The organism is Litchfieldella qijiaojingensis (genome assembly GCF_014651875.1).
Taxonomy (GTDB): Bacteria; Pseudomonadota; Gammaproteobacteria; order Pseudomonadales; family Halomonadaceae; genus Litchfieldella; species Litchfieldella qijiaojingensis.
The window spans coordinates 1-24,916 of the sequence record NZ_BMXS01000016.1; the positions used below are offsets into that span (position 1 = coordinate 1).

The 24,916-nt window shown below is 60.7% G+C and carries 20 protein-coding genes and 1 pseudogene; 10 read left to right on the forward strand and 11 right to left on the reverse strand.

The window, feature by feature from the left end; translation table 11 throughout:
- Nucleotides 1-286 (reverse strand): annotated as a pseudogene (glyA, locus tag IE093_RS14750) (serine hydroxymethyltransferase); the annotation flags it as partial.
- A gap of 260 nt (nt 287-546) precedes the next feature.
- Here glyA and IE093_RS14755 point away from each other — a divergent pair.
- Both IE093_RS14755 and IE093_RS14760 read left to right on the forward strand, forming a co-directional pair.
- A complete protein-coding gene (locus tag IE093_RS14755; protein WP_189470482.1) occupies nt 547-1,425 on the forward strand; it encodes an AEC family transporter in 879 nt (292 codons plus the stop codon).
- 24 nt (nt 1,426-1,449) lie between these two features.
- Nucleotides 1,450-1,797: a hypothetical protein gene (locus IE093_RS14760; RefSeq protein ID WP_189470483.1), complete on the forward strand. Its 348-nt coding sequence runs from the start codon at nt 1,450-1,452 to the stop codon at nt 1,795-1,797.
- 73 nt (nt 1,798-1,870) lie between these two features.
- Here IE093_RS14760 and IE093_RS14765 read toward each other — a convergent pair whose 3' ends face one another.
- Nucleotides 1,871-2,632: a transporter substrate-binding domain-containing protein gene (locus IE093_RS14765; protein ID WP_189470485.1), complete on the reverse strand. Its 762-nt coding sequence runs from the start codon at nt 2,630-2,632 to the stop codon at nt 1,871-1,873.
- A 254-nt stretch (nt 2,633-2,886) separates the two neighbouring features.
- On the opposite strand from IE093_RS14765, the gene IE093_RS14770 reads away from it, so the two are divergent.
- The gene (locus tag IE093_RS14770) at nt 2,887-4,044 is read left to right on the forward strand and encodes a PQQ-dependent sugar dehydrogenase (protein WP_189470487.1); all 1,158 of its coding nucleotides are present in this window, start codon (nt 2,887-2,889) and stop codon (nt 4,042-4,044) included.
- A 45-nt stretch (nt 4,045-4,089) separates the two neighbouring features.
- Here IE093_RS14770 and IE093_RS14775 read toward each other — a convergent pair whose 3' ends face one another.
- Nucleotides 4,090-5,196 carry an FAD-binding oxidoreductase gene (locus IE093_RS14775; protein ID WP_189470489.1) on the reverse strand — a complete coding sequence of 369 codons (1,107 nt, stop codon included), beginning with the start codon at nt 5,194-5,196 and terminating at the stop codon, nt 4,090-4,092.
- A gap of 356 nt (nt 5,197-5,552) precedes the next feature.
- On the opposite strand from IE093_RS14775, the gene IE093_RS14780 reads away from it, so the two are divergent.
- From IE093_RS14780 to IE093_RS14790, 3 genes are all read left to right on the forward strand, one after another.
- Nucleotides 5,553-6,839 carry an aromatic ring-hydroxylating oxygenase subunit alpha gene (locus tag IE093_RS14780; RefSeq protein WP_189470490.1) on the forward strand — a complete coding sequence of 429 codons (1,287 nt, stop codon included), beginning with the start codon at nt 5,553-5,555 and terminating at the stop codon, nt 6,837-6,839.
- A 193-nt stretch (nt 6,840-7,032) separates the two neighbouring features.
- Complete coding sequence (locus IE093_RS14785) at nt 7,033-8,481, forward strand: sensor histidine kinase (protein WP_189470491.1); 1,449 nt, start codon at nt 7,033-7,035, stop codon at nt 8,479-8,481.
- 42 nt (nt 8,482-8,523) lie between these two features.
- Nucleotides 8,524-9,888: a sigma-54-dependent transcriptional regulator gene (locus IE093_RS14790; RefSeq protein ID WP_229803612.1), complete on the forward strand. Its 1,365-nt coding sequence runs from the start codon at nt 8,524-8,526 to the stop codon at nt 9,886-9,888.
- Between the two features lie 132 nt (nt 9,889-10,020).
- On the opposite strand, the gene IE093_RS14795 is transcribed toward IE093_RS14790, so the two are convergent.
- The 5 genes from IE093_RS14795 to IE093_RS14815 form a co-directional block, all read right to left on the reverse strand.
- Nucleotides 10,021-10,371, reverse strand: a complete 351-nt coding sequence (locus tag IE093_RS14795; protein ID WP_189470675.1) for a hypothetical protein — start codon at nt 10,369-10,371, stop codon at nt 10,021-10,023.
- 88 nt (nt 10,372-10,459) lie between these two features.
- Nucleotides 10,460-10,789, reverse strand: coding sequence for a hypothetical protein (locus IE093_RS14800; RefSeq protein WP_189470492.1), 330 nt, complete (start codon nt 10,787-10,789; stop codon nt 10,460-10,462).
- A 268-nt stretch (nt 10,790-11,057) separates the two neighbouring features.
- Nucleotides 11,058-11,297: a hypothetical protein gene (locus IE093_RS14805; protein ID WP_189470493.1), complete on the reverse strand. Its 240-nt coding sequence runs from the start codon at nt 11,295-11,297 to the stop codon at nt 11,058-11,060.
- 24 nt (nt 11,298-11,321) lie between these two features.
- Complete coding sequence (gene fdhF / locus IE093_RS14810) at nt 11,322-14,189, reverse strand: formate dehydrogenase subunit alpha (protein WP_189470495.1); 2,868 nt, start codon at nt 14,187-14,189, stop codon at nt 11,322-11,324.
- 18 nt (nt 14,190-14,207) lie between these two features.
- Complete coding sequence (locus tag IE093_RS14815) at nt 14,208-15,926, reverse strand: NAD(P)H-dependent oxidoreductase subunit E (RefSeq protein WP_189470497.1); 1,719 nt, start codon at nt 15,924-15,926, stop codon at nt 14,208-14,210.
- 252 nt (nt 15,927-16,178) lie between these two features.
- Here IE093_RS14815 and IE093_RS14820 point away from each other — a divergent pair, with 252 nt between their 5' ends.
- The 3 genes from IE093_RS14820 to IE093_RS14830 all read left to right on the forward strand — a co-directional run bounded on the left by IE093_RS14820 (nt 16,179) and on the right by IE093_RS14830 (nt 20,448).
- Entirely contained in the window at nt 16,179-16,706 is a 528-nt protein-coding gene (locus IE093_RS14820) for a PRC-barrel domain-containing protein (protein WP_189470499.1), read from the forward strand.
- A gap of 221 nt (nt 16,707-16,927) precedes the next feature.
- Nucleotides 16,928-18,502 carry a BCCT family transporter gene (locus IE093_RS14825; protein WP_189470502.1) on the forward strand — a complete coding sequence of 525 codons (1,575 nt, stop codon included), beginning with the start codon at nt 16,928-16,930 and terminating at the stop codon, nt 18,500-18,502.
- Nucleotides 18,503-18,777: 275 nt separating this feature from the next.
- The gene (locus IE093_RS14830; protein WP_189470504.1) at nt 18,778-20,448 is read left to right on the forward strand and encodes a BCCT family transporter; all 1,671 of its coding nucleotides are present in this window, start codon (nt 18,778-18,780) and stop codon (nt 20,446-20,448) included.
- Between the two features lie 81 nt (nt 20,449-20,529).
- On the opposite strand, the gene IE093_RS14835 is transcribed toward IE093_RS14830, so the two are convergent.
- From IE093_RS14835 to IE093_RS14845, 3 genes are all read right to left on the reverse strand, one after another.
- The gene (locus tag IE093_RS14835; protein WP_189470506.1) at nt 20,530-21,252 is read right to left on the reverse strand and encodes a 3'-5' exonuclease; all 723 of its coding nucleotides are present in this window, start codon (nt 21,250-21,252) and stop codon (nt 20,530-20,532) included.
- Nucleotides 21,253-21,256: 4 nt separating this feature from the next.
- Entirely contained in the window at nt 21,257-23,167 is a 1,911-nt protein-coding gene (locus IE093_RS14840) for a DUF294 nucleotidyltransferase-like domain-containing protein (RefSeq protein WP_189470508.1), read from the reverse strand.
- A 163-nt stretch (nt 23,168-23,330) separates the two neighbouring features.
- The gene (locus IE093_RS14845; RefSeq protein WP_189470510.1) at nt 23,331-23,717 is read right to left on the reverse strand and encodes a DUF4168 domain-containing protein; all 387 of its coding nucleotides are present in this window, start codon (nt 23,715-23,717) and stop codon (nt 23,331-23,333) included.
- 239 nt (nt 23,718-23,956) lie between these two features.
- Between IE093_RS14845 and IE093_RS14850 the strand changes: the two genes are divergently transcribed.
- A complete protein-coding gene (locus IE093_RS14850) occupies nt 23,957-24,901 on the forward strand; it encodes a DMT family transporter (RefSeq protein WP_189470512.1) in 945 nt (314 codons plus the stop codon).
- The last annotated feature ends 15 nt before the right edge of the window (nt 24,902-24,916 follow it).

Below are 24,916 nucleotides of genomic sequence, written 5' to 3' on the forward strand. Positions count from 1 at the left end.
CGTAGTCGGCGCCGAACAGGTCGCAGGCGCGCTCGATGGCCAGGGCCTCGACCTTGTCGACGAACTCGCAGCCACCGTAGTAACGCTTGCCCGGGTAGCCTTCGGCGTACTTGTTGGTCAGTTGGGTGCCCTGTGCCTCCATGACCCAGCGACTGGCATAGTTCTCGGAGGCGATCAACTCGATATGCGCCTCCTGACGAGCGGTTTCTTCAGCAATGGCGGTAGCCAGGGCGGCATCGAAGGATGCCAGGCGGTCGTTGTGGGCAAACCCATCACGGTGGGACATGCGAGCCTCCAGAGATTGTTGTCGTGGCCGGGAAGCAGTCGTTATTCACTATGCCATCCTTGCGGCGATGGTATTCCTTGCCCTGTGGGGCAAGATGCTTGGCGACGTCACGACCCGATGCGTTTGCGACACGAGTGTCGCCCCTCGACAATCCATTTCGTTTTTCTGGCTGACCGACACGCTCGGTTGCATCTTCGCAGGCTAATTAACGACAATACGCGCCTATCGCGTCGTTTTCCCTCATTTCAAGGATATTGCCCATGCTTGCCGAACTCTTCGCCGTGATGGCCCCGGTCTTCGTCGGCGCGAGTCTCGGTTTCCTATGGATTCGAATGGGTCATGCCTACCCGGTGGAGTTCGTGACCAAGCTGGTCTTCAATATCGGTACCCCGGCGCTGATCCTGGCCTCGCTGTCCGGTGCAGAGATCGATGCCGGCAGTTTCGGACGTACCATGCTCGGCACCGTATTGGTCCTGGTAGCCATGGGGTTGCTGACATTCGCCATGGCGCCGCTGCTGCGCAAGGACTGGCGGGTGCTGCTGTCGCCGATGATGTATCCCAATACCGGCAACATGGGCCTGCCGGTCACACTCTATGCCTTCGGCACTGCCGGTTTCGCCTTTGCCATCGCCGTCATGGTCACGGTGTCGCTGGTGCAGTTCACCTTCGGTACCGTGATGACCAGCCGCAGCGGTAAGCCGCTGAGGACGCTGGCGCGAACCCCCAACGTCTATGCCATCCTGATTGCCCTGGCCATCCTGCTGACCGACACCTCACTGCCCCTATGGCTCGATAACACCCTGGACCTGATGTCCGGTTTCACGGTGCCGCTGATGCTGATCACCCTCGGGGTGTCACTGGGTAGCATCCAGGTCAAGAGCCTGCGCTCCGGGGTCGGTTTCAGCCTGCTGCGCACCCTGGCGGCGGCACTGCTGGCCTCGGCGATCGGCTTCCTGCTCGAACTGCCACCGATGGCGCACAGTATCCTGGTGCTGCAGATGAGCATGCCGGTTGCCGTCTTCAACTATCTGTTCGCTCAGCGTGCGGGACGCGAACCCGCCTATGTCGCTAGCCTGGTGTTCTGCTCGACGCTGCTGTCGTTCCTTTACTTGCCGCTGCTGCTAGCCTATCTAATGTGAAGGCATTCGAAGCGGAGGCTCACCATGGCGCAGGATTCCGAAACGAAGCGATTATCGGTGCAGCACCACGATACGTTCCCGCAGTCACAGGAGCAGCACGCGTTGACACCCTGGCTGACGCCATTCCCAGGCCTATCCCTCACCGTCATCTGCGCGGAAATCACCTTGGGCAAGGACGAGGCGTACCTGAAAGCGGAACGCCACCAAATGGAGAATGGCCGAGTGACGACGGAGAGAATGGAGGGTCATGTGCCTCCGGCCATGTATCATGAGGCATGGCAAATGGCGGCACGGCAGGCGGAAATGATCGGCGAGTGCATGTATCAGCAGATGCGGTTGTTCATGCCGTGGCTGCCAAACTCACGGCGCTGAGCTATTCCTCAGGAACACTCGACATGAACGTCAACGACGAACCGCAAGCGGTTCGTCGTTGGTGACATGGGCATTATTGGATCAACATGTGCTCGCGACGCAAGGCGTCCAGATCACCGGTCAATTCCATGCGTTCCAGAATGAAATTGACGGTATCCTGAAGTCGTTCGGCGTCGGCTTGTATCAGATAGGCGAGTTGGCTTTTGGTAAATGGCTCGTCTGCCAATGGTGCTGCCAAGTTTTCGTCGGCGTTGGCGTAGAAAATGGCTTCCGGGCTGTCGGTAATCATCACGTCGACTTCCTTGGCCGCCACGGCGGGAGGAATATCGAGATTGTGCTCGATGACGACGACCTCGGCCTGCTGAATGTTGCCCTTCACGAAGGCTTCGTTAGTCCCTCCGGGGTTGACTCCGATCCTGACATCCGGTTGATCGATATCCTCCAACGAGGAGAAGCGATCCGCACTATCGACATGTACCAATGGCGTCTTGCCATAGGTCAGGTAAGGGTGTGAGTATCGTGCCTGTAGCTGACGGGAAATGGTACGGCTGATGCCGCCCATGCCAATGTCATATTCGTCGGCCTTGAGATCATCCATCAACGTCGGCCAACTGGTTTCGACGAACTCGACTTCCAACCCCATCTCTTTGGCCAAATATTCCGCCATGTCGATATCGAAACCTTCATATTCTCCTTCGTCGAGATAGGTGAATGGCTTGTAGTCTCCGGTGGTCCCTACGCGTAGTGTGCCACTGTCGAGAATGGCATCGAGATCACGCGCCGAAGCACTCAGACTAGTGGCCAGCAGCAGCCCGATAACAATGAATCGAAGCATGGGAAACTCATTCCTTATGATTGTTGGTGGGAAAACCAAGCGACTCGATCGAGGGTGTTTACAAATAGTAGTTTGTAAACACCCTCGTCCAGCTTCTTCAATGTCAGATATACCCAATCAAGCGTCAAGTGCAAGCACCTGAGCGCTGGTTTCTCGCACCGCCATGCCTTGTACTACCCAAGGCATGGCCAACCAGGCTTCACTTCCGAAGTCTCTGCTAGTGTGTAAGGACATGTCGTGACAGGGAGTCGACCATGAGCGATTTCGTCGGAGTCTCTCGATGGCTGGTCTTGTCCGGCACCTTGCTGGCTGGCGGTGCATTGCTGGGCACGACCCAGGCAGCGGAAGTGACACACGCAAGGATCGATAGCGAGCTTCACGACTTTCGCTTGGTCCGACTGGCCTCGGGGCTGGAGCATCCGTGGGCCACGGCGTTTCTGCCCGATGGCCGTTATCTGGTCAGCGAACGATCTGGACGTTTGGCCCTGATCGACGAGGACGGCGGCATCACCCGTTTGGAAGGCTTGCCGGAGATCAATGTCCAGGGTCAAGGCGGTCTGCTGGATCTGGCACTGCATCCCCGATATGGCGACGGCGAGCACGATTGGGTGTACTTCAGCTATTCCAAGCCTGGCAATGGCGGCACCGCCACGGCCATCGGCCGGGCACGCCTCGATGACAACCGCCTGACAGACGTGGAAGACATCTTCGTTCAGGGTCGCTATTCGCGACCCGGCCGTCACTACAGCGGACGACTGGCCTGGATGCACGATGGCACCCTGTTGCTGGGCATTGGCGATCGTGGCGTCGACCCTGACCGCGCGCAGGACAAGCGCGACCATGCCGGCAGCGTACTACGCTTGACCGATACCGGCGCGGCCCCCGAGGACAACCCCTTCGTCGGCGACGGCTCGGCACTCGAAGAGATGTACACGCTCGGCAACCGCAACATCCAGGGCCTGACAGTGGCGCCTGACGGCACGATCTGGGCCACCGAACACGGCCCACGGACCGGCGATGAAGTAAACCGTATCGAGGCCGGGGTCAATTACGGTTGGCCGGAGGTGACGTTGGGTCGCGACTACGCCACCAACCAGCCCATTGGCGCAAATTCACTGCCCGGCATGCGCGACCCCCTGCATGTCTTCGAGGGACGTTATGCACCCTCCGGGCTGGCCTATGTCGACAGTGAGCGTTTCCCCGACTGGAAGGGCGACCTGCTGGCTGGTGGTCTACGTAGCGAGAAGCTGATCCGGCTGCGTGTGAACGGCGGCGACGTGAGCGCCGCCGAGGTGCTGCTGGAGGGAGAAATCGGACGCATCCGCGATGTACGTCAGGGCCCCGACGGCTACATCTACCTGCTCAACGACCGTTCGAACGGTGGGTTGTATCGTCTGGAGCCGGTGGAATGAGTGGCAGAAAGTGACGGCGCGCCCGATGGGGCGCGCCGGATGGTATCAGTATTCCACCACTACATCACCGACGGGCTTGCTGCAGCAGGAGAGGATATACCCCTCTTCGACATCCTCGTCGGTGATGCCGCCGTTGTGTTCCATTTCGACCTGGCCCGACGTCAGGGGAACACGACAGGTGCCGCAGATACCCATGCCACAGGCCTTGGGAATGTGCAGTCCCAGTTTGGCAGCCGCCGAATGCACCGTCTCGCCGGGGTGGATGCGCACGCTCTTGCCGGTGGCACTGAACTCGACACTGATCAGGTCGGCCACGTCGAATTCTTCGGCCTCGGCCTCGGCCTGTTCGACATTCTCGAGCACCTCTTCCTGGACCTCCACCGGCGTGGCACCGAAGGATTCCTCGTGGTAGTGGCTCATATCGAAGCCGTTGTCGCGCAGCAAGCGCTTGACGGCGTTCATGTATGGCGTGGGGCCACAGCAGAATATCTCGCGGTCCATGAAATCGGGCGCCATCAGCTCCAGCATGGACTGGCTCAGATAGCCGCGGAAGCCGGACCATGCTTCGCCCAGCTCATCGCTGCGCTCACAGACGATATGCAGCTTGAACTCGGGAATCCGCGAGAAGATATGCTCGAGTTCACGATGGAAGATGATGTCCCTTGGGGTACGCGCGCTGTGCACGAACTCCAGGTCGACGGCAGCGTTGGTGTCGAAGAACCAGCGCGCCATGGACATCAACGGCGTGATCCCCACCCCACCCGACAGCATCAGGATCTTGTCGGCCGGATAGTCGATGGCGTTGAAGATGCCCACCGGCCCGTGAACCGCCAGTTCGTCGCCGACCTTGAGATTGTCGTGCAGCCAATTGGAGACCTTGCCGCCCGGCACGCGCTTGACGGTGATCGAGAAGCTATAGGGCACCGACGGAGAACTGGAGATGGTGTAGGAGCGCATGATCGGCTCGGCATCGATCTCCAGTTCCAGGGTCACGAACTGTCCCGGCTTGAAGAAGAACAGCACCGGTTGCTCGGCCATGAAGCAAAAGGTACGAACATCCCAGGTTTCCTGGATCACCTTGACGCACCGCACCAAGTGACGGCCGTTGGTCCAGGTCTGGGTAGTTACCGGATTGAGGAAGCTCGTTGTCATTGTCGTCTCTGCCTGGCTGGGCTGCACCATCGGTAGGCCTCCAATGCCTGGGGGCCCTCTCTTGATGAGCGCATTTTGCGCCATGCACCAGGGCCTCAACTTGTCTGTCAACGACATGAGCATATCCCTGGAATCCACCGGCAGGTCAGATTTTTCGCTACCGCGTCGTTGGTGAACCACCTTGTGTCGTCGGCAGACAACTGACCAGAGTCGACGTGATCCAAACTCGCCGAAAATCGACGGCATGACCGACAGGACATGCCCATCCTGGCCTCTCACGACACCCCTAACAACCATTATTCGACCTGACCGCGGTGGCGACCGCCGCGACAGCCATGCAAGAGGATGCTGCTGCCATGACCCCGATGTCCACTCCACGTCTGGACGACCCCCTGGCGCCGGCCCGCGAGGCCACTGCCGAGATGCTTGCCAATCGCCAACGCAACTTCTCTCTGCCGCAACCGTTCTACAACGACGCTCGTTTGTTCGCCCTGGACATGCAGGAGATCTTCGAGAAGGAGTGGCTGTTCGCCGGCATGACCTGCGAAATTCCCACCAAGGGCAGCTTCATGACACTGGAAGTGGGCGAAAACCCGGTGATCATCGTGCGCGGCAACAACGGCGCGGTCCATGCCTTCCACAACGTGTGCCGCCATCGCGGTTCGCGGTTGTGCCTGAAGGACAAGGGCAAGGTCGCCAAGCTGGTCTGTCCCTACCACCAGTGGACTTACGAACTCGATGGACGACTGCTGTTCGCCGGTAGCGACATGGGCGAAACCTTTGACCTCGGCGCCTATGGTCTCAAGCCAGTCCACGTCAAGACCGCCGGTGGCTACATCTTCATCAGCCTGGCCGAGCAGCCGCCGGCCATCGATGACTTCCTGGTGACGCTGGAGCACTACCTGTCGCCCTACGACATGGACAACGTCAAGGTGGCGGTGGAATCGAGCATTGTCGAACAGGCCAACTGGAAACTGGTTCTCGAGAACAACCGCGAGTGCTACCACTGCAACGGCGCCCATCCGGAGCTGCTCAACTCGCTGCAGGAATTCGATGATACCGATGACCCGCGTGCCACACCGGCTTACAAGGCGCTGGTCGAGCGCAAACAGGCCGACTGGGATGATCAGCAGGTTCCCTGGCAGCTCAAGCGCTTCGGCAAGCGCAACCGCCTGACCCGCACTCCGTTGCTGGACGGTACGGTGTCGATGACCATGGATGGCCAGCCGGCGTGCAAGAAGCTGATGGGACGCCTGATCAGCCCCGATATGGGCTCGCTGCGCATCCTGCACCTGCCCAACTCCTGGAACCACTTCATGGGCGATCACGCCGTGGTGTTCCGGGTCATGCCGCTGGGCCCACAGCAGACCGTGGTGACCACCAAGTGGCTGGTGCACAAGGATGCCGTGGAGGGCGTCGACTACGATCCCGAGCACATGCGCAAGGTGTGGGACGCCACCAACGATCAGGACCGGCAACTGGCCGAGGAAAACCAGCGTGGGATCAATTCCAAGGCCTACCAGCCCGGCCCCTACTCCGAAACCTATGAGTTCGGGGTGATCGACTTCGTCGATTGGTACAGCGAGCGCATGCTCGAAAACCTGGAACATACCGCGCCGCACCTGCGGCTCGCCCAAGGCTGACGGGATTTGTAATCGTTCGCCAACTCCGCATGATGAAAGGGCCCGCCAGTGTGCGGGCCCTTTTCATGTCACGAATCCAGCGACGCTGGAGCCGGCCTGGACGTCTCAAGGAGAACCTGCTGGGATAGTATGGGTCATATGCGTACCGTACCTGTCCTGCTCGCAGGTTGTCGTCGTCAACCACGAGAGTCCAATGCGTCTACGCAACATCATCATTCTCACCGTTCTCGTTCCCCTGTTCCTCATCCTGCTGGTCTTCAGCCTGGTGGCGATCAAGTCACTGGAGGACAACGTCCGCTCCAAACTGCAGAACGAAGTCCAGATCATCACCCATGCCATTGGCACTTCACTGAGCTATGCCCTTGAGCGGGACACTCCGGAAGCGCTGCAGGAATCACTGCACTCGGCGTTCTCCTTCCACCGCATCTATGGCGCCTATGTCTTCGATACCAATGGCCAGAAGATCTATGGCCTGGGCCTTGGCGAAGAGCTCTTCAAGCCGGAGGACATTCGCAAGGTGGCGGAAAGCGGTGAGGGGCTCGGAGCCTATCGACAGCATGAGCGCTGGAATTACTACTCGGCACTGATGCCACTGACCACTCCCAGCGGCGAAACCCAAGGCGTCCTGCAGGTCAACCGGCTCAACACCGGGATCGAAAACTATACCGGTTTCATCAGCATCGTCGCGGTGCTGGTGTTCACCTTCGGCGCCGCCGGCATCGTGCTGACCATCTGGTGGGGCTTTCGCCACTATATCGAACGCCCCATCAATCGGTTACTAGGGGTCATGGAGCAGATCGAGAAAGGCGATCGCAGCTATCGCGCCGCCATCAAGGGACCCGTGGAATACCGCAAGCTGTCGATGGCACTCAACGGCATGCTCGACGCCATGGCTGCCAAGGATGCCGACATCGAAGCTCGCCAGCAGAAGGAAATCGAACTGGAGCAGCGCTTGCGCAAGTCGAAGAAGCTCGCTGAACTGGGTGTCCTGGCCGCGGGCGTGGCTCACGAGATAGGCGCCCCGCTGACCGTGATCAACGGGCAGGCGCAACGTTTGGCCCGCCGCAAGACGATTGGCGATGATGAACGCGCCAAACTCGATCGTATCCGCAACGAGGTCGAACGCATCGTGGTCATCGTGCGGCATTTGATGGAACTCGGCCGCCAGCATAACGTGGAAAAGGAACCCTGCCGCCTGACCGATATCGTCGCGAATGCCCGAGAACTGGTGGAAGACGAGCTGACTGCCCAGCAGGCTCATCTCGAGGTGGATCTGGACGATCCCGACGCGACCCTGATGGCCAACGCCCAGCAGCTTACCCAGGTGGTGACCAACTTGCTGCAAAATGCCCTGCAAGCCAGTCCGGGCGGCAGGATACGGCTTCGCGCTCGCCGTCATGACGGCGAACTGCATCTGACGGTCGAGGACGACGGCCCCGGCATTGCCGATGCCGAAAAGAGTCAGGTTTTCGATCCTTTCTTCACCACCAAGCCGGTCGGCCAGGGTAGCGGTCTCGGGCTGTCCATGGTGCATCGTATCGTCAACGATCATGGCGGCAGCATCGGCGTCTTCGACAGTGCCCTCGGCGGCGCTGGCTTCGATCTGACCCTACCCTTGAAAGAAACCCAGCCAACGGTATAGGGGCCATGTCATCGTCAGTTCCAAGGAATACCAGGAGGTCCCGTGCAAGCACCCATACTGATCGTCGAAGATGACCCCGCTACCCTAGAACTGCTCGTGGAAGAATTGAGCGACGCGGGCTATCCCACCCAAGGGGTGGAAAGCGCCGAGGATGCCATTGCCACCCTGAGTCACAGCCAGGTCGAACTGATCATCAGCGACGTGCGCCTGCCCGGTATCAGCGGCATGACCCTGCTGGAAAACCTGCGCCGCGACGATAAACCGGTCGGTTTCATCGTAATCACGGCCTTTGGCACCATCGAGCAAGCCGTGGAAGCCCTCAAGATCGGCGCCGACGATTTCTTGACCAAACCACTCGATCTGGAAAACGTTCGTGAAGCGGTCTTTCGCGTACTGGAAAACCGTCGTTTGACCTCGCGCTTGAACAATGCCGACCACCAGAGCGTGAATTTTCATGGCCTCGTTGGCGCCAGCGAGGTGATGCAGTCGCTATTCCATGATGCCTCGCGGTTGGCCAAGAGCGAGGCACCGATTCTGATCCTCGGGGAAAGCGGTACCGGCAAGGAGCTGCTGGCACGCGCCATCCATGCCGAGAGTCCGCGCCAGGGAGCTCCCTTCGTCGCCGTCAACTGCGCCAGCATCCCATCCGAACTGATGGAGAGCGAATTCTTCGGACATGTAAAGGGAGCCTTCACCGGTGCCAGCGAGTCACGCCAAGGCCTGTTCCAGGCCGCCGCGGGTGGCAGCCTGTTCCTCGACGAGATCGGCGAGATGCCGACGGCGTTGCAAGCCAAACTGTTGCGCGCCCTGCAGGAAAAGACCATACGCGCAGTGGGCGCCGAGAAGGAAGATAAGGTCGACGTGCGGATCATCGCCGCGACACACCGAGATCTGGAAGAGGAAATCAAGAACGAGAACTTTCGCAGCGACCTCTTCTATCGCCTGGAAACCTTCTCGTTGCGCATTCCCCCGTTACGTGAACGCGAGGGCGATATCGACCGGTTGGTGGCGGCTCTGATCGACAAGCACTCCGAAGCCCAGGACAAACCCATCAAGCATGTCGAACCCTTGGCCTTGCAGTCCTTGCTGACTTACTCCTACCCAGGCAACGTCCGCGAGTTGGAGAATGCCATCATGCGGGCCGTGACCTTGGCCGAGGACGGCGTATTGAGCCATGCCGACCTGCCCGAACGGATTCGCCAGCACACCAATGGCAGACCTGCCGTGACCGACAGCGACTTGATGCCTGACGAGTATGGCGATCACTGGCCACGTCTCGAGGATGTGGAAAAACGCTATATCCAGAAGGTCCTGGAAGCCACTGGCGGCAACAAACGGCGCACCGCCGATATTCTCGGCATCGCTCGCAAGACCCTGTATCGGCGTCTCGAGGAAGATGAGGGCTAGAAACGACATCGCCCCCGATAACCTTCGGGGGCGATGCGTCACATCCTTGTGAAAAGACGACGTTCCTCATGGTGGGCCGGCACCATTCCTTGTCGTCCATGCTCTCCTCGTTGAGGACTTCCTTTTTTCCTCTTAATTAGCTTCCTCCCAAGGCTCCGATGTTTCTTCCTGGGGCAAGGCTTCGCCACCACTACCGAAGCCTGCCTCGTCACCCTGGGGTGGCAAACCCGATTCCGTGCCGGACGTGTCTGGCCCCGCTCCCGGTGCCGGTTCAGTCTCCGGCATGGTCGGGTCGGGTTCCGATCCTGTTCGAGAATCGGATGCTCCAGAGGGATCGGGCGCTTCCTGCCATTCAGGGTCGCTCTGTCCAGACGCTTGTGGATCGTATTCCGGTTCTTCCATGGAAAAAGCCATCGGGCTGGCGAGCAGGCCGAATGACACACAGAGAATTCCGATCCTCTTGAGCAGTTCGTTGGACATCATGATCCTGTCTACCTCCTTGATAGCGATGACTTCGCCTGGTTGCAGCCACCAGACATGTTCCGCTCCCTGCGCCATCCCTGGCTACTAATCATCCCTGGCTACTCTCTTGCTGTTGCTGCTCTTGCTGTTTCTGTTTCTGTTGCTGTTCTTGCCCATCCTCCGCCATGGACTTTTGGGACGACTCCTCATTCATGCCGGCGTCACCTTGCTGCATACCGGTATCCTCTTGCGGCGTGCCGACATTGCCTTCCTGCATTCCAGAATCCTGCTCGGTGGGCTGATCCGTGGACGACTGGTTTTCCATGGGCGGCATATCGTCACCACTGTCACAGCCTGCAAGCGACAGCGAACCAAGCATCAAGGCAGCGACCGACAGCATCGCCATGAGCTTATGATGAGACCTGCTGCGATGTTTCATCCTTGCCTCCTGGGTTGCCTCTGTACTTGCCCAAACACCAGCACAGGACATGCCAACCCTGGCCACAGGCATATAAAAAACTTTAACATCAACAAGATACCAAAAACGGCACTGCACCATTTTAGTCCGATCGGCGCATGCGCAAGGCATTCAGCATGGCGCTAAATGACACATGGGTCAGAGTGCCTCTGTGCAAACGGCAACGCCCCGCTCGACACAAGGTCGGGCGGGGCGTGCGTTCACAGTGTCGTGAAATGGCGAGCGACGGTCAGCGCAAACCTGGCAGCAGGTAGCGTTCAATGGCGGAGCGCACCGAAGGCAACATGACGTCGGTATGCTGCATCAGCTCGCGTACCAGATCCTGAAGTCCCAGAACACCCACTTCCGCATGCTTGCGCAACGCCAGACGCGCACACGTTTCGGGGCAGGCCCCCTCGGGAATCTGAACTCCCAAGGCCACCAGCCGGCTGCGGAAGTCATCCCCATCGATCAGATCGACGATCATCATCTGCCTGTCCTCCTCTATATCCCCTCAGGGGGAGACGGCCTCTCGAGCTGCCGCCTTGGACAACCGGCAGGCGGCGTATTTGAACTCGGGGATCTTGCCGAACGGGTCCAGCGCCGGGTTGGTGAGGATATTCGCCGCCGCCTCGGCATAGCAGAACGGCACGAATACCATACCCTCCGGCATCAGCGAGTCGGCCCGCGTGCGCAGAGTGATCTCGCCACGCCGGGTGGTGATGGTCAGCGGATCGCCCGGCTGGACCCCGAGGCGCCTCAGCTCGCTGGGTGCCAGGCTGGCCACGGCCTCGGGCTCGAGGTCGTCGAGTACCCGGGCCCGACGGGTCATCGAGCCGGTGTGCCAATGCTCGAGCTGGCGCCCGGTGGTCAGCACCGTGGGGTAGTCGGCGTCGATCGGCTCATCCGGCGGCAGCGGCAAGGTGGGACTGAACTTGGCCCGGCCGGACGCCGTTGGGAAAGCATCCGAGAACACCACATCCGCTCCGGGAGCATCGTCCGCCGGACAGGGATAGGTCACCGAGTCCTCGCGCTCCAGGCGTTCCCACGAAATATGATCGAGCGACGGCATGCCACGCGTCATTTCGGCGAACACATCACGAGGATGCTGGTAGTTCCAGGGTAGACCGAAGCGCTTGGCGACTTCCTGGATGATCCACCAGTCGGGCTTGGCATCGCCCGGCAGCGGCATCGCCTGACGCCCCATTTGCACCTGACGGTTGGTATTGGTCACGGTACCATCCTTCTCCGGCCAGGCGGAGGCCGGCAGGATCACGTCGGCGAACTGGGCGGTCTCGGTGACGAACAGGTCCTGCACCACCAAGTGTTCGAGCTTGGCCAGGGCGGCACGCGCATGACTCAGATCCGGGTCGGACATGGCTGGATTCTCGCCCTGGATATACATGCCACGGATGGTGCCATCGTGAATGGCCTCCATGATCTCGACCACGGTGAGTCCCGGCTTGTCGTCGAGCTTGGTATTCCACAGCTCTTCGAAGGCGCTGCGCACCTGGGCATCGGAGACCGGTTGGTAATCGGGCATGACCATGGGGATCAGGCCGGCATCCGACGCCCCCTGAACGTTGTTCTGGCCACGCAGCGGGTGCAGGCCGGTACCGGGTCGCCCAGTATGGCCGCAAGCCAGCGCCAGCGAGATCAGACAGCGGGCATTGTCGGTGCCGTGGGTATGCTGCGAGATGCCCATGCCCCAGAAGATCATCGCCTTGTCGGCCTTGGCATATTCGCGCGCCACCTCACGAATCGCTTCGGCACTGACACCGCAACTCTCGGCCATGGCCTCCGGCGTCAGGTCGCGCACGTGCGCCTTCAATGCCTCGAAGCCCTCGGTGTGGGCATCGATGTACTCCTGGTTGTAGAGCTCCTCGGTGACGATCACGTTGAGCATGGCATTGAACAGCGAGACGTCGCTGCCCGGCGTGAAGCGCAGTGCCTTGTGAGCATAAGCGCCCATCGCTTGCCCACGCGGGTCGATGATGATCAGCTTGGTGCCGCGCTTGGCGGCCTGCTTGAAGAAGGTCGCCGCCACCGGGTGGTTCACCGTCGGATTGCAGCCGGTAAGGATCACTACGTCCGCTTCCTGCGCCTGCATGAACGAGGCGGTTACCGCCCCCGAACCGATGCACTCCATCAACGCTGCCACTGAGCTGGCATGGCACAGGCGCGTACAGTGGTCGACATGGTTGGAGCCGAAACCGGTACGTACCAGTTTCTGGAATAGCCAGGCTTCCTCGTTGGAGCACTTGGCACTGCCGAAGCCGGCCAGGGCATCGGGGCCGTGGGCCTTCTTGAGATCGACCAACCCCTTGGCCGCCAGGTCCAGGGCTTCATCCCAGCTCGCTTCGCGGAAATGGCTCAGCGGCTTGGCCGGATCGAAATCCGGATCGATGCCTTTGGGAACGCCCTCGCGACGGATCAACGGCACGGTCAAGCGCGAGGGATGGCGCGGGTAATCGAAGCCGAAGCGGCCCTTGACGCACAGGCGGTTCTGGTTCGACGGCCCATCGCGGCCTTCGACGAACAGGATCTCGTCGTTCTTGACGTGATAAGTGAGCTGACAGCCAACCCCGCAATAGGGGCATACCGAATCGACGGTCTTGTCGGCGACCTTGGAGTCGCCATGCCCTTGCTCGTCGATCAGGGTGGCCGGCATCAGCGCCCCGGTCGGACATGCCTGGACGCACTCGCCACACGCCACGCAGGTGCTATCTCCCATGGGATCGTCGAAGTCGAAGACGATCTTGGACGCCGCACCGCGATTCGCCAGGCCGATGACGTCGTTGACCTGTACCTCGCGACAGGCTCGCACGCAGAGGTTGCACTCGATACAGGCGTCGAGATTGACGTTCATCGCCGAGTGGGTGGTGTCGTGGGTCAGGGAGCCTTCACGGGCGACGACATGGTGCACGGTAGGTTCCGAACGCGCCTCACGCGACGGCAGGCGCTCCTTGACCGCCGTGGCATCGATGGCCAGTTGATCGGCCATGGCCCAGAAGTGACTGGAGCGGTCGGGGCTGTCGTCACGATCAGGCTGATCGGCGATCAGCAGTTCCATCACTCCTTCGCGGGAAATGCGTGCGCGTTCGGAGGTGGCACTCTTGACCACCATACCGGGTTTGGCTTCGCGCAGGCAGCTCGCCGCCAGCGTGCGTTCGCCCTCGACCTCGACCATGCAGGCACGGCAGTTGCCGTCGGGCCGGTAGCCGGGGGCATCCTTGAAACACAGATGCGGAATGGTCTCGCCAGCGCGTTTGGCCACCTGCCACAACGTTTCGCCGGGATAGGCGCTGACTTCAGCGCCGTCGAGGGTCAGGGTAAAGGCGTCGGCCTGAGCGGATGCAGCCGGGGATAGTGCGGTGTTCATGGTCGGTCTCCTCTACCCTCAGCCTTTGACGATAATGTTCTGCGCGGCCAGCGGCTCGCGAAAGTCCTTGAGCAGCCCCAGTACCGGGTTGGGGGCCGCCTGTCCGAGGCCACAGATCGAGGCGTCCATCATCACCTGAGACAACCGTTCGAGCTCGGCGGCGTCCCATTCGTCGCGTTCGAGCAGGGTCAGCATCTTCTCGGTGCCCACGCGGCACGGCGTGCACTGGCCACAGGACTCGTCGGCGAAGAACGCCAACAGGTTGGCCACTGCCGCGCGCAGGTCGTCCTGATCGGACACCACGATCACCGCCGCCGAACCAATGAAGCAACCATGCTCCTGCAGGGTGTCGAAGTCGAGCGGCACATCGGCCTTGGACGCCGGCAGAATCCCGCCCGACGCCCCGCCAGGCAGATACGCCAGGAGCTGGTGGCCTTCCTGCATGCCACCACAGTACTCTTCCAGCAGCTCGTTCATGGTGATACCGGCCGGTGCCAGATGGACACCGGGACGCTTGACCCGTCCCGAGACCGAGAAACTTCTGAGCCCCTTGCGGCCATGGCGACCATGGCCGGCGAACCACTCGGCGCCACGCTGCCAGATCAACGGGATCCAGTAGACGGTTTCGACGTTATTGACCAGGGTCGGGCGGTCGAACAGGCCTCGCTGCGCCACGAACGGCGGGCGGTGGCGCGGCTTGCCGGGCTTGCCTTCCAGCGACTCGATCATCGCCGACTCCTCGCCGCAGATATAGGCGCCGGCGCCACGCCGCATCACGATATACCCTGCTTCGACCAGGCCGGCTGCCTCCAGTTCGGCGATGGCTTCGTGCAGCACCCGGTGCAGGCCGGGATATTCGTCGCGCAGGTAGATATACAGCGCCTCGGCCTCCACCGCCCAGGCACTGATCAGGGCACCCTCGAGGAAACGATGCGGAGCGCGCTCCAGATAGTAACGATCCTTGAAGGTTCCCGGTTCGCCCTCGTCGGCATTGATGGCGCAATAACGCGGTCCGGGTTCCTGACGCACGAAGTACCACTTCTTGAAGGTCGGGAAACCGGCACCGCCCAGTCCGCGCAGGTTGGCGGTCTCGAGCGTCTTCATCAGTTCATCCACGGAGACCTGGCCATCGCGGCACTGGCCGAGCAGTTCATAGCCGCCCTCGCAGCGATAGTCTTTCAGATGCTGCCAGTCGATGGCCTCGGGATGGAAGTGGTGGGTATCCAGCACCGCCTCGACGGCCTCGCGCGTGGCGTGATTGACATGCCGATGGCCGACTTCCACCACTGGCGCCATTTCGCAACGGCCCATGCAGGGAGCGCGCAGGACGCGCACCTCGGCCGGGTCGACACCGGCTTCGAGCTCGGCTTTCAGTGTCGCGGCCCCGGCCAGTTGGCAGGACAGCGAGTCGCAGACACGAATGGTCGTGGCCGGCGGCGGCGTCTGGTCGTCATGGATGACGTCGAAATGAGCATAGAAGGTCGCCGTCTCGTAAACCGCCGCCATCGGCAGGTTCATGAAGGCGGCCAGTGCCCGCAGGTGGCGTAACGAGAGATGGCCATGGGTATCCTGGATGACGTGCAGATGCTCGATCAGCAGGTCGCGGCGACGCAGGCTGGGCTCAGCCCGCTCGTCACCGATCAGGGTTCGTAGTTCCTCCAGCGCAGCGGGGTCAAGGTCACGACCACGGGGCTTGCCCCGGAAGCGACGGGAGGGGGTCACGGTCTGGACGGTCATGGCGCGTGCTCGTTTTTATCGATAATGACATACCCGCATGGTGGCACCAGCGTTTATCGGAGGCAATCGTGCTGGCCCCGAGCGCCTGGCGAACGCCGAGAAAGGATACGCGTGCGTCGCTCTCGGCTACCTGGACAGGGGGCGCGGATACTTCGGGAAACAAAAAAATACCTATACCTTCTGACAATTCCAAGCGCTGTCCATTACGTTGATCAGGGAAAGTGTTTTTCCGTCGGAAACGGGGTCGACGACATGCGCAAGACATTCTTGAACATCGGTACCACGTTGATCGCTGCCAGCTTCGCGGTCAGCGGACATGCTGCCGAAGAGCCGCAGGAACCACAGGGATTGTATTCCGCCGACACCATCCTCGATGCCGACGTCTACCTGTCCAGCAACCTGGAGGAGAGGGTCGGCGAGGTCGAGGATATCCTGTTGGACGATGACATGCGGGTGCAGTCCCTGGTCATCGAAAGTGGCTCCACCCTGGGGCTGGGCGGTCGCGAGATCGTCGTTGACAACGGAAATTATCGCCTGGAGACCGTTACCGAGAATGACGGCGATACCGCTCACCGAGTCATCGTCGATGTCTCCGCGGCCGAACTGGATGAAATGCCGGAATACAACGCCAGCTGGTGGGATGAGGCCAGGCAACGTGCCCGAGAGGCCTGGGAAGCCACTCGGGAAGGTGCTGAAAGCGCCTGGCAGCGTACCCGAGAAGGTGCCGAACGTGCCGCGGAAACCATTGACGAGAGAATCCGTGGCGGCGACGAGCAATGACACACGAATCGCCTATCGATTCGCCTATCCTCGAGCCCACCTGAACGGTGGGCTCGGTCATTACTATAAAGCGCGAGTAACATACCGCATCACATCCCGCCAGACATGTAGAGGTCGCTTTCACGACACTACGCGCACCGGGATGCCCCAAGAATGCGTTAACTGAATCCACCAGGCGTCGCTCGGCGGATTCGGTCGACAACAACAAACGAGGGTATCCCATGAGACAAGATGACGACCCCGTCCTGACACCCGGTCAGGACAACAAACAGGTTATGGGGCTGGATTTCCATAACCCGGTGTTTCCGCTTTCCGCCATTGCCATCCTGGCATTCATCATCTATGCATTGGTCTATCCGGAGGTGGCCAACCAGCAACTCGGCGCCGCACGCGGTTGGTCGATCGAACATTTCGACTGGCTGTTCATGATCGCCGGCAATATCTTCGTGGTGTTCTGTATTGCATTGATCTTTCTCCCTGTCGGCAAGATTCGCCTGGGAGGCCAGGACGCTCGTCCCGAGTACTCGCGAGTGTCATGGTTTGCCATGCTGTTCGCCGCTGGCATGGGTATCGGCTTGATGTTCTGGAGCGTGGCCGAACCGGTGGCCTATTACACCGACTGGTACGGCACGCCGTTGAACGCCGCCGCCGGCACCGCCGAAGGCGCCAGCGCCGCCATGGGCGCAACCATGTTCCATTGGGGACTCCATCCCTGGGCGATCTACGGTGTGGTGGGGCTGTCGCTGGCCTTCTTCGCCTATAATCAAGGATTGCCCCTGACCCTGCGTTCAGCGTTCTACCCGCTCCTCGGTGAGCGTACCCGCGGTTGGATCGGCCATATCATCGATATCGTCGCCGTACTGGCCACGATCTTTGGCCTGGCCACTTCGCTGGGCTTCGGCGCCAGCCAGGCGGCCGGCGGGTTGGCCTATCTGTTCGATGTTCCCAATACCATTGGCACCCAGCTCGCCATCATCGTGGTGGTTACCGCCGTGGCGCTGTTCTCGGTATGGCGCGGCATCGACGGCGGGGTCAAGCTGTTCTCCAATATCAACATGGTGATTGCCCTGACACTGCTGCTGTTCGTGGTGCTTACTGGCTCCACCCTGCTGTTCATCAACGGCCTGTGGACCACCACCGTCGACTACGTGGCCCATATCGTACCGCTGTCGAACTGGATCGGTCGCGACGACCAGACCTGGTACCACGGCTGGACGGTCTTCTACTGGGCCTGGTGGATCTCCTGGTCACCGTTCGTTGGCATGTTCATCGCACGCGTCTCGCGTGGCCGCACGGTACGCGAATTCCTGACCGCGGTACTGGTGGTCCCGACCGTGGTGACCATCGTGTGGATGACGGCCTTTGGCGGTACCGCGCTGGAACAAGCTGCCAACAACGTGGGCGCGCTATCCGAGGGCATCAGCGACGTGTCGCTGGCAATGTTCCAGATGCTCGAGCACCTGCCGCTGACGATGCTGACCTCGACCCTGGCCATCGTACTGGTGCTGGTGTTCTTCATCACCTCGTCGGACTCCGGTTCTCTGGTGATCGACAACATCACCGCCGGGGGCAAGACCGATGCGCCCAAGAGCCAGCGCGTATTCTGGGCAACCCTGGAAGGTGTGATCGCCGGGGTATTGCTGTATGGCGGTGGCAGCACAGCCCTCAGTGCGCTGCAGGCAGGCGCCGTGACCACTGGCCTGCCTTTCACCCTGGTGTTGCTGGTAATGTGCTTCAGCCTCTACAAGGGGCTGCACCAGGAGCAACGTCAACTGGGATTGACCGCGGCCACCTGAAGCGTTGACCCATCGTGCCGGTAAGCAATACCGACCGGTTTCGCCTACCCTGCCAGGGACGGCCCGTTCAAGGCTTCCCTGGCATTGTCGTGACTAAGTTACCAAACTGATTGGACAAACCCACGACTCATTCCGGTATGGTATGGAGGCCACTCATCGCATTCAGCAGGCTGAAGGAGACACAAGAATGGAGAAAAAAACATAGTCCGGGAAGACTTATCCAACCCGACTTGAGCGATGCAGTTACCTGAAGTCACTCAGACGGAGATTCCACTGTGGCAAATCATTCCTCTCAACAAACAGCCAAGGGGCAGAACGCAGGCTCCGAAGGCATACCCGCCCCTGACGGGCCGGCAAACCTCATCGATACCGACTACGTGATCGGCCAGGACAATATCACCGCCAGCCCCTTGGGGATCAACGTCGACCTGCATGGCAAGGTCTTCACCTTCTCCTCGCTGGTGATCCTGTTCTTCGTGATCATCACACTAGCCCTGCAGGATGAGATCGAACCCATCTTCGATGCCATGTTCGGCTTCCTCACCGGGAACCTGTCGTGGTTCTTCCTACTGGCGGCCAATATCTTCGTGGTCCTCTCCATCGTGCTGATCTTCACCCCGCTGGGGAAGGTTCGGATCGGCGGCATGCATGCCAAGCCCGACTTCAGCTACCTGGGCTGGTTCTCCATGCTGTTCGCCGCCGGCATGGGCATCGGCCTGATGTTCTACGGTGTCTCCGAGCCGATCACGCACTTCGACACCGCCCTTGGCGGCACCAGTATGGAAAACGGCGCACGCACCGACTGGGCGCCGCTGGGTGCCGCCGCCGGTAATGCACAGGGCGCGATATCGCTGAGCATGGCCGCCACCATCTTTCACTGGGGCCTGCACCCATGGGGTATCTATGCCGTGGTGGCGCTCGCGCTGGCGCTATTTGCCTACAACAAGGGGTTACCGCTGACCATGCGCTCGATTTTCTACCCGATTCTGGGAGAGCGTATCTGGGGTTGGCCGGGGCATGTCATCGACATCCTGGCAGTGTTCGCCACGCTGTTCGGACTGGCCACCTCGCTGGGGCTGGGCGCCACCCAGGCCACGGCGGGGCTCGGCTACCTGTTCGGCGTGCCCGCCACCAACACCACCATGGTGCTGTTGATCATGGGCATTACCGCCGTGGCGCTGGTCTCGGTGGTGCTCGGCGTCGACAAGGGCGTGAAGCGGCTCTCGCAGCTCAACATGATTCTCGCCGGTTTGCTGCTGCTGTTCGTGATCCTCGTGGGCCCGACCCTGATGATCGTTACCGGCTTCTTCGAGAACCTGCTCTCCTACGCCGTGAACCTGCCGGCGCTGTCCAACCCCTTCGGGCGCGAGGACGCCAACTTCTCCCAGGGCTGGACGGCCTTCTACTGGGCCTGGTGGATCGCCTGGTCGCCGTTTGTCGGCATGTTCATCGCCCGGGTCAGCCGTGGCCGCACGGTCCGCGAGTTCCTGATCGCCGTGCTGCTGGTGCCCTCGGTGGTCTCGGTGCTGTGGATGACCTCCTTCGGCGGCACCGCCATCGACCAGGCCGTCAACCAGGGCTTCGAAGGCGTCCGGGAGGCAGCCCTCGAGCTGCAGCTCTTCCAGATGCTCGGCCAGCTGCCGCTGACGGCCATCACCTCCTTCGTGGCCATCGTGCTGGTGATGGTGTTCTTCATCACCTCCTCCGACTCCGGATCGCTGGTGATCGACTCGATCACCGCCGGCGGCAAGGTCGACGCCCCCAAGCCGCAGCGGGTGTTCTGGGCCACCATCGAAGGCGCCATCGCCATCGCCCTGCTGTTGGGTGGCGGCCTCACGGCCCTGCAGACGGCGGTGATCACCACCGGCCTACCCTTCACACTGGTGTTGCTGGCCGCCTGCTACGCCATCGTCAAGGGGCTGATGAGCGAACCCAAGGCTGCCTGACACAACAGCCCGCAACAAACACGACAGGCGGCCTTGTGGCCGCCTGTCGTGTTTTCCCACTCGCCTCCCGCCAGAGGCCTTCTAGCTCCATAATTCCCCGACCGGCGTATCCCACTGGTAGCGGTTGGCGATCTGCGCCTGCAGCAGTTCCGCCGTGGCTAGCGCATCGATCAACGCATGGTGGCCCTGATAAGCCGGCAGACCATAACGCAGCCGGCTGTTGTGCAGACGAATGGATACCGGCGGGCGCCCCATCCAGCGCCGAAACCGTGCCCAGGGTGATTGACGGTGCAGGCGTGCCTCCAACGACATGGTGTCGATCACCGGAAAGCGCACCCCCTGCCCCAGGCGCGCCTTGACGGCAGTATCGAAGAACGGCCTTTCGATATGGCGGTAGTGCACCACGGCCAGTCGACCCGCCAGCATGGCCAGCACTTCCTCCAGGATCTCTTCCAGATCGGGGGCTTCGGCGATCTCAGAATGAGTGATGCGATGAAAAGTCACCGATTTCCGACTCAAGGGACGAGGTGGCCGCACCACCCAGTAGCGGCGCTGAGCCAGAAGAATGCGCTGCAACGTGAAGGGAACCAGGCCGATGCTGACGATGGCGTGACGTCGCTCGTCGAGGCCGGTGGTTTCCATGTCCATGGCGACCAGGGGCGCCTCACCGATCGGCGTCTCGGGTGCCAGGCTGCCGGCGGCGAAGAAGCGTGCCAAGCGTGGCTCACGAGCAACGGCGGCGCATCGTATCATGTATTCCGACCAGTCTGGCCGCGATTGCTGGGGGAGGCGAAAGGAGGGCATCGGATCAGAGCGCACGACTCGTGGTGGGAATGGGATAGCGGTATTTCAGGAACTTCTGGGCATTGCTCAACACCTGGAAGGCATCCTTGAGATTGTGGCGCTCGGTATCCGAGACATTGCCCGGCTCGATATTGTTGTCCGGCACCCGCTCCTCCTCGATGTCGATCACCTGGTGGCGAATGCGCACCATGGCGATGAACTCCAGTGCATAACGGATCTTGTCACCGGTGCCCGCCGGCAATAACTGAGTCTTGGCAATGTCATCGAGGCGATCGAAGGAGTTCTGGGCCCGAGAACCACAGGCCAGGGCGTGTACCCGGATCAGGTCGGTCATCGGTGCCGTGCCGCGCCGCTTGAGGTTGATGGAATTGTTCTGCTTGCCATCCTTCTCCATCACGAAGGTGCGGAAGAAGCCCAGTGGTGGCGTGCGATTGAGCGCATTGCGTGCCATGGCCGCCAAGAAGTACGGACTTTGCGACGCCTTTTCAGCCACCAGATCCTGCAGCTGCTCGACGAAGGCTTCTTCGCCGTAAACACTGTCCAGATCGAAAAAGATCGAGCTATGCAGCAGGTGCTCCGGGTTCGGATTGTCGATCCAGTCGCTGAAATAGCCCTTCCACACCCGCAACGGCTGCCGCCATTGCGGGTTAGTGGCCATGATCCCTCCCTTGCAATAGGTATAGCCACAGGCATCCAGACCATCGCTGACTCGCTTCGCCAGTTCGGCGAAGTAGTCGTCGTGGCGCTGCGGATCGAAGCTGTCATCCAGAACCAGCGCGTTGTCCTGGTCGGTGACGATGCTTTGCTCGTTGCGCGCCATGGAGCCCAATGCCATGAAGCAGTAGGGAACCGGTGGCGGCCCCAGCGCTTCCTGAGCCAACTCCAACAATCGTCGGGTGAAGCTCCGCCCGATGGTCGACAGCGCGCTACCGACCATCTGTGAGTTGGCACCGTCCTTGACCATGCGCACGAAGGCGGCTCGCACTTCCGGCTCTAGACGCCCCAGGCCTTGGGCATTGGGCTGACTGTAGATGTTGCTGACCAGATAGAGACTGCTGTGCGTTTCATAACGGATGATGTCCGACAGATGCAGCACCCCTACCGGCCGACGGCGGTACAGTACCGGCAAGTGGTGCACGTTACTGCGCAACATGTAGAGCATCGCCTCGTGCACCGACTCGTCGGAGCGGATAGTAATGAGATTCTCGGTCACCACATCGCCGACCGGCGTGGTGGCCGATAGCCCCTCGGCCACTATCCGGTTGCGAAGATCCTGATCGGTCAATATTCCCACCAACTGCCATTGGCGGCCCTTCTTGTCGGTAAAGGTGCGGCGGGGGTCGTCACCCGGCTCGGCGATGACCAGCACTGCCGAGACGCTTTCCTCGTTCATGCGCCTCGCGGCTTCCTGTACCGATACGCTCCGGTCGATCAGCAATGGGCCGCGAGTGACTAGCTTGCGGACCCGAGTGAGCATCATCTCGTTGCTCTTGCGCTGCTCTTCCACCGTCGACTTCAAGCGAGGTCTATCCAACTCGACGAAATCGGCGAAGTGCTCGTCCGCCTCGCAGAGGTGATGAAAGACACGCTCGGGAATGTAATAGATCAGGGTATCTTCGATGGCACGGGCGGGATGGCGTATGCGGTGATTGCGCAACAAACTGAAGTGCCCGAAGATATCGCCCTCGCCCAGACGATTGTAGAGATCGCCATTGCGGCGGTAGATCTCCACCGCACCACTGCGGATATACAATAGGTCGGAGATGGTGTCGTCCAGCTTGAGAACATCCGTGCCCGCCTTGAAATAGGCCACTTCCACTTGGCTGGCGACCTCGTCGAGCAATGCATCGGGGAGGCTGTCGAAGGGAGGGAAGCGCCCCATGTGCTCTCGTATTTCCAGTAGCTCGACGTCCATGCACGACTCCTGCCCAGACAGACTATGACGCCAGTTTGAAGCGCCAAACGGTGGGTGTAAAGCGTGCCTTGCCTACCAGATACGCGAAAGGCCACCCGCAAGGATGGCCTTTCATATTGACGCTGTCGGTCAAAAAACCGACGACGATCAGCTTATGACTGCTCTATTGCTGCCCTGCCATCTGCTGAACTCGTTGCATCAATTCAGGGTCCTGCTGAATAGCGTGCCCGATTGCATTGAAGGTCTCTACGTCCAAGCCGCTACCCTCAACGACCTTGACCATCTCATCGTTGGCTTCCATGCGAATTTCCTGTTGGCTGGCCTCGTCTTCGGCTGCCTGAAGGCGTTCGGTGTACTCCTGCGAAATCACGGCGATTTCCTGAGAGGCGTCGGCGAACTGCTGAAGCTGTTCATCGCTGAAGTCCTGTGCCGGAGCGGCCTGGGACTGTGTGGGGTCTTGCGCGGGATCTTGCTGGGCAAAAGCTGCCTGAGCCGATACCAGGCCCGCTGTCAGCAGGGCGGCGGAAAACAGAGCAGTCATCCGTTGCATGTGATACCTCCAAGGGTGTGACAGTGAATGTGCCCTAGTGTGACGGCCATGAGTGGCCTAGGTTCAACACTTTGTTGTAACAAATAGATACATGAAGTTATTCCAAACTTACATACGTCACTATTTTGCGACATTTAGTCCCTCTCATGTCATCATCCCAGTCCCTTTTCTTCCGCCATTGCTAATCAACGGGTAAGGTAGGATTTTCCACGGCTTCTCGAAAGACAAGGACTGCCCACATGTCTGCCTCTCGAACGTCCTCACTCGCCATCGCCGCCATGCCGGCCTTATTCGTGCTGCTGTGGAGCACCGGCTTCATCGGTGCCAAGTTCGGGCTTCCTTATGCGGAACCCTTTACTTTTTTGTTCGTGCGTTTCGTGCTGACTCTGGCATTGTTGATTCCCCTGGTATTCCTGCTCAAAGGCGGCTGGCCGAAAGGCCCACGGCTGTGGGGGCATATCGCTGTTTCGGGTCTGATGGTGCATGGTGCCTATCTGGGCGGTGTCTTCTATGGCATCTACCTGGGCATGCCGGCAGGGCTGGCCTCGCTGCTGGTCGGCCTGCAACCGCTGCTGACCGCGGCCTTGGCCCGGCCACTGCTCGACGAGCGCTTGAGTCCATCCCAATGGACCGGGCTGGCTCTGGGGCTGGTGGGTATCACGTTGGTACTGGGTAGTAAGCTGGACCCAGGCGATGGTGGACTGTTCCACGGCTTCGGGCTGGGCGCCTTGGCCAGTGTACTGGTCGCACTGTGTGGCATCTCCTGTGGCACTCTCTACCAGAAACGTTACTGCACGGGGATGCCACTGCTTGGGGGCACAGTCGTTCAGTATCTAGGCGCCGGAGTGCTACTGGGGCTCGGCGCCCTGCTGCTCGAAGAGCGGCATATCGACTGGACGCCCACCTTCATCCTGACCCTCGGCTGGCTGGTGCTGGTATTGTCGATCGCCGCCATCCTGTTGCTGATGGCATTGATCAAGCGTGGCGAAGCCTCGCGCGTGGCCAGTCTGTTCTATCTGGTACCGCCGGTCACCGCCCTGGAAGCCTGGTGGCTGTTCGACGAGGCGCTGCCGCCCATCGCCCTGGTGGGCATGGCCGTCGTATTGACTGGGGTCGTGATGGTAGTGAAGGGCAAGCGAACCACCTTCAAGAAAGGCGCCGCGGATACGACCAAGAGAGCGTAGGCCGAGCAGGTTGGA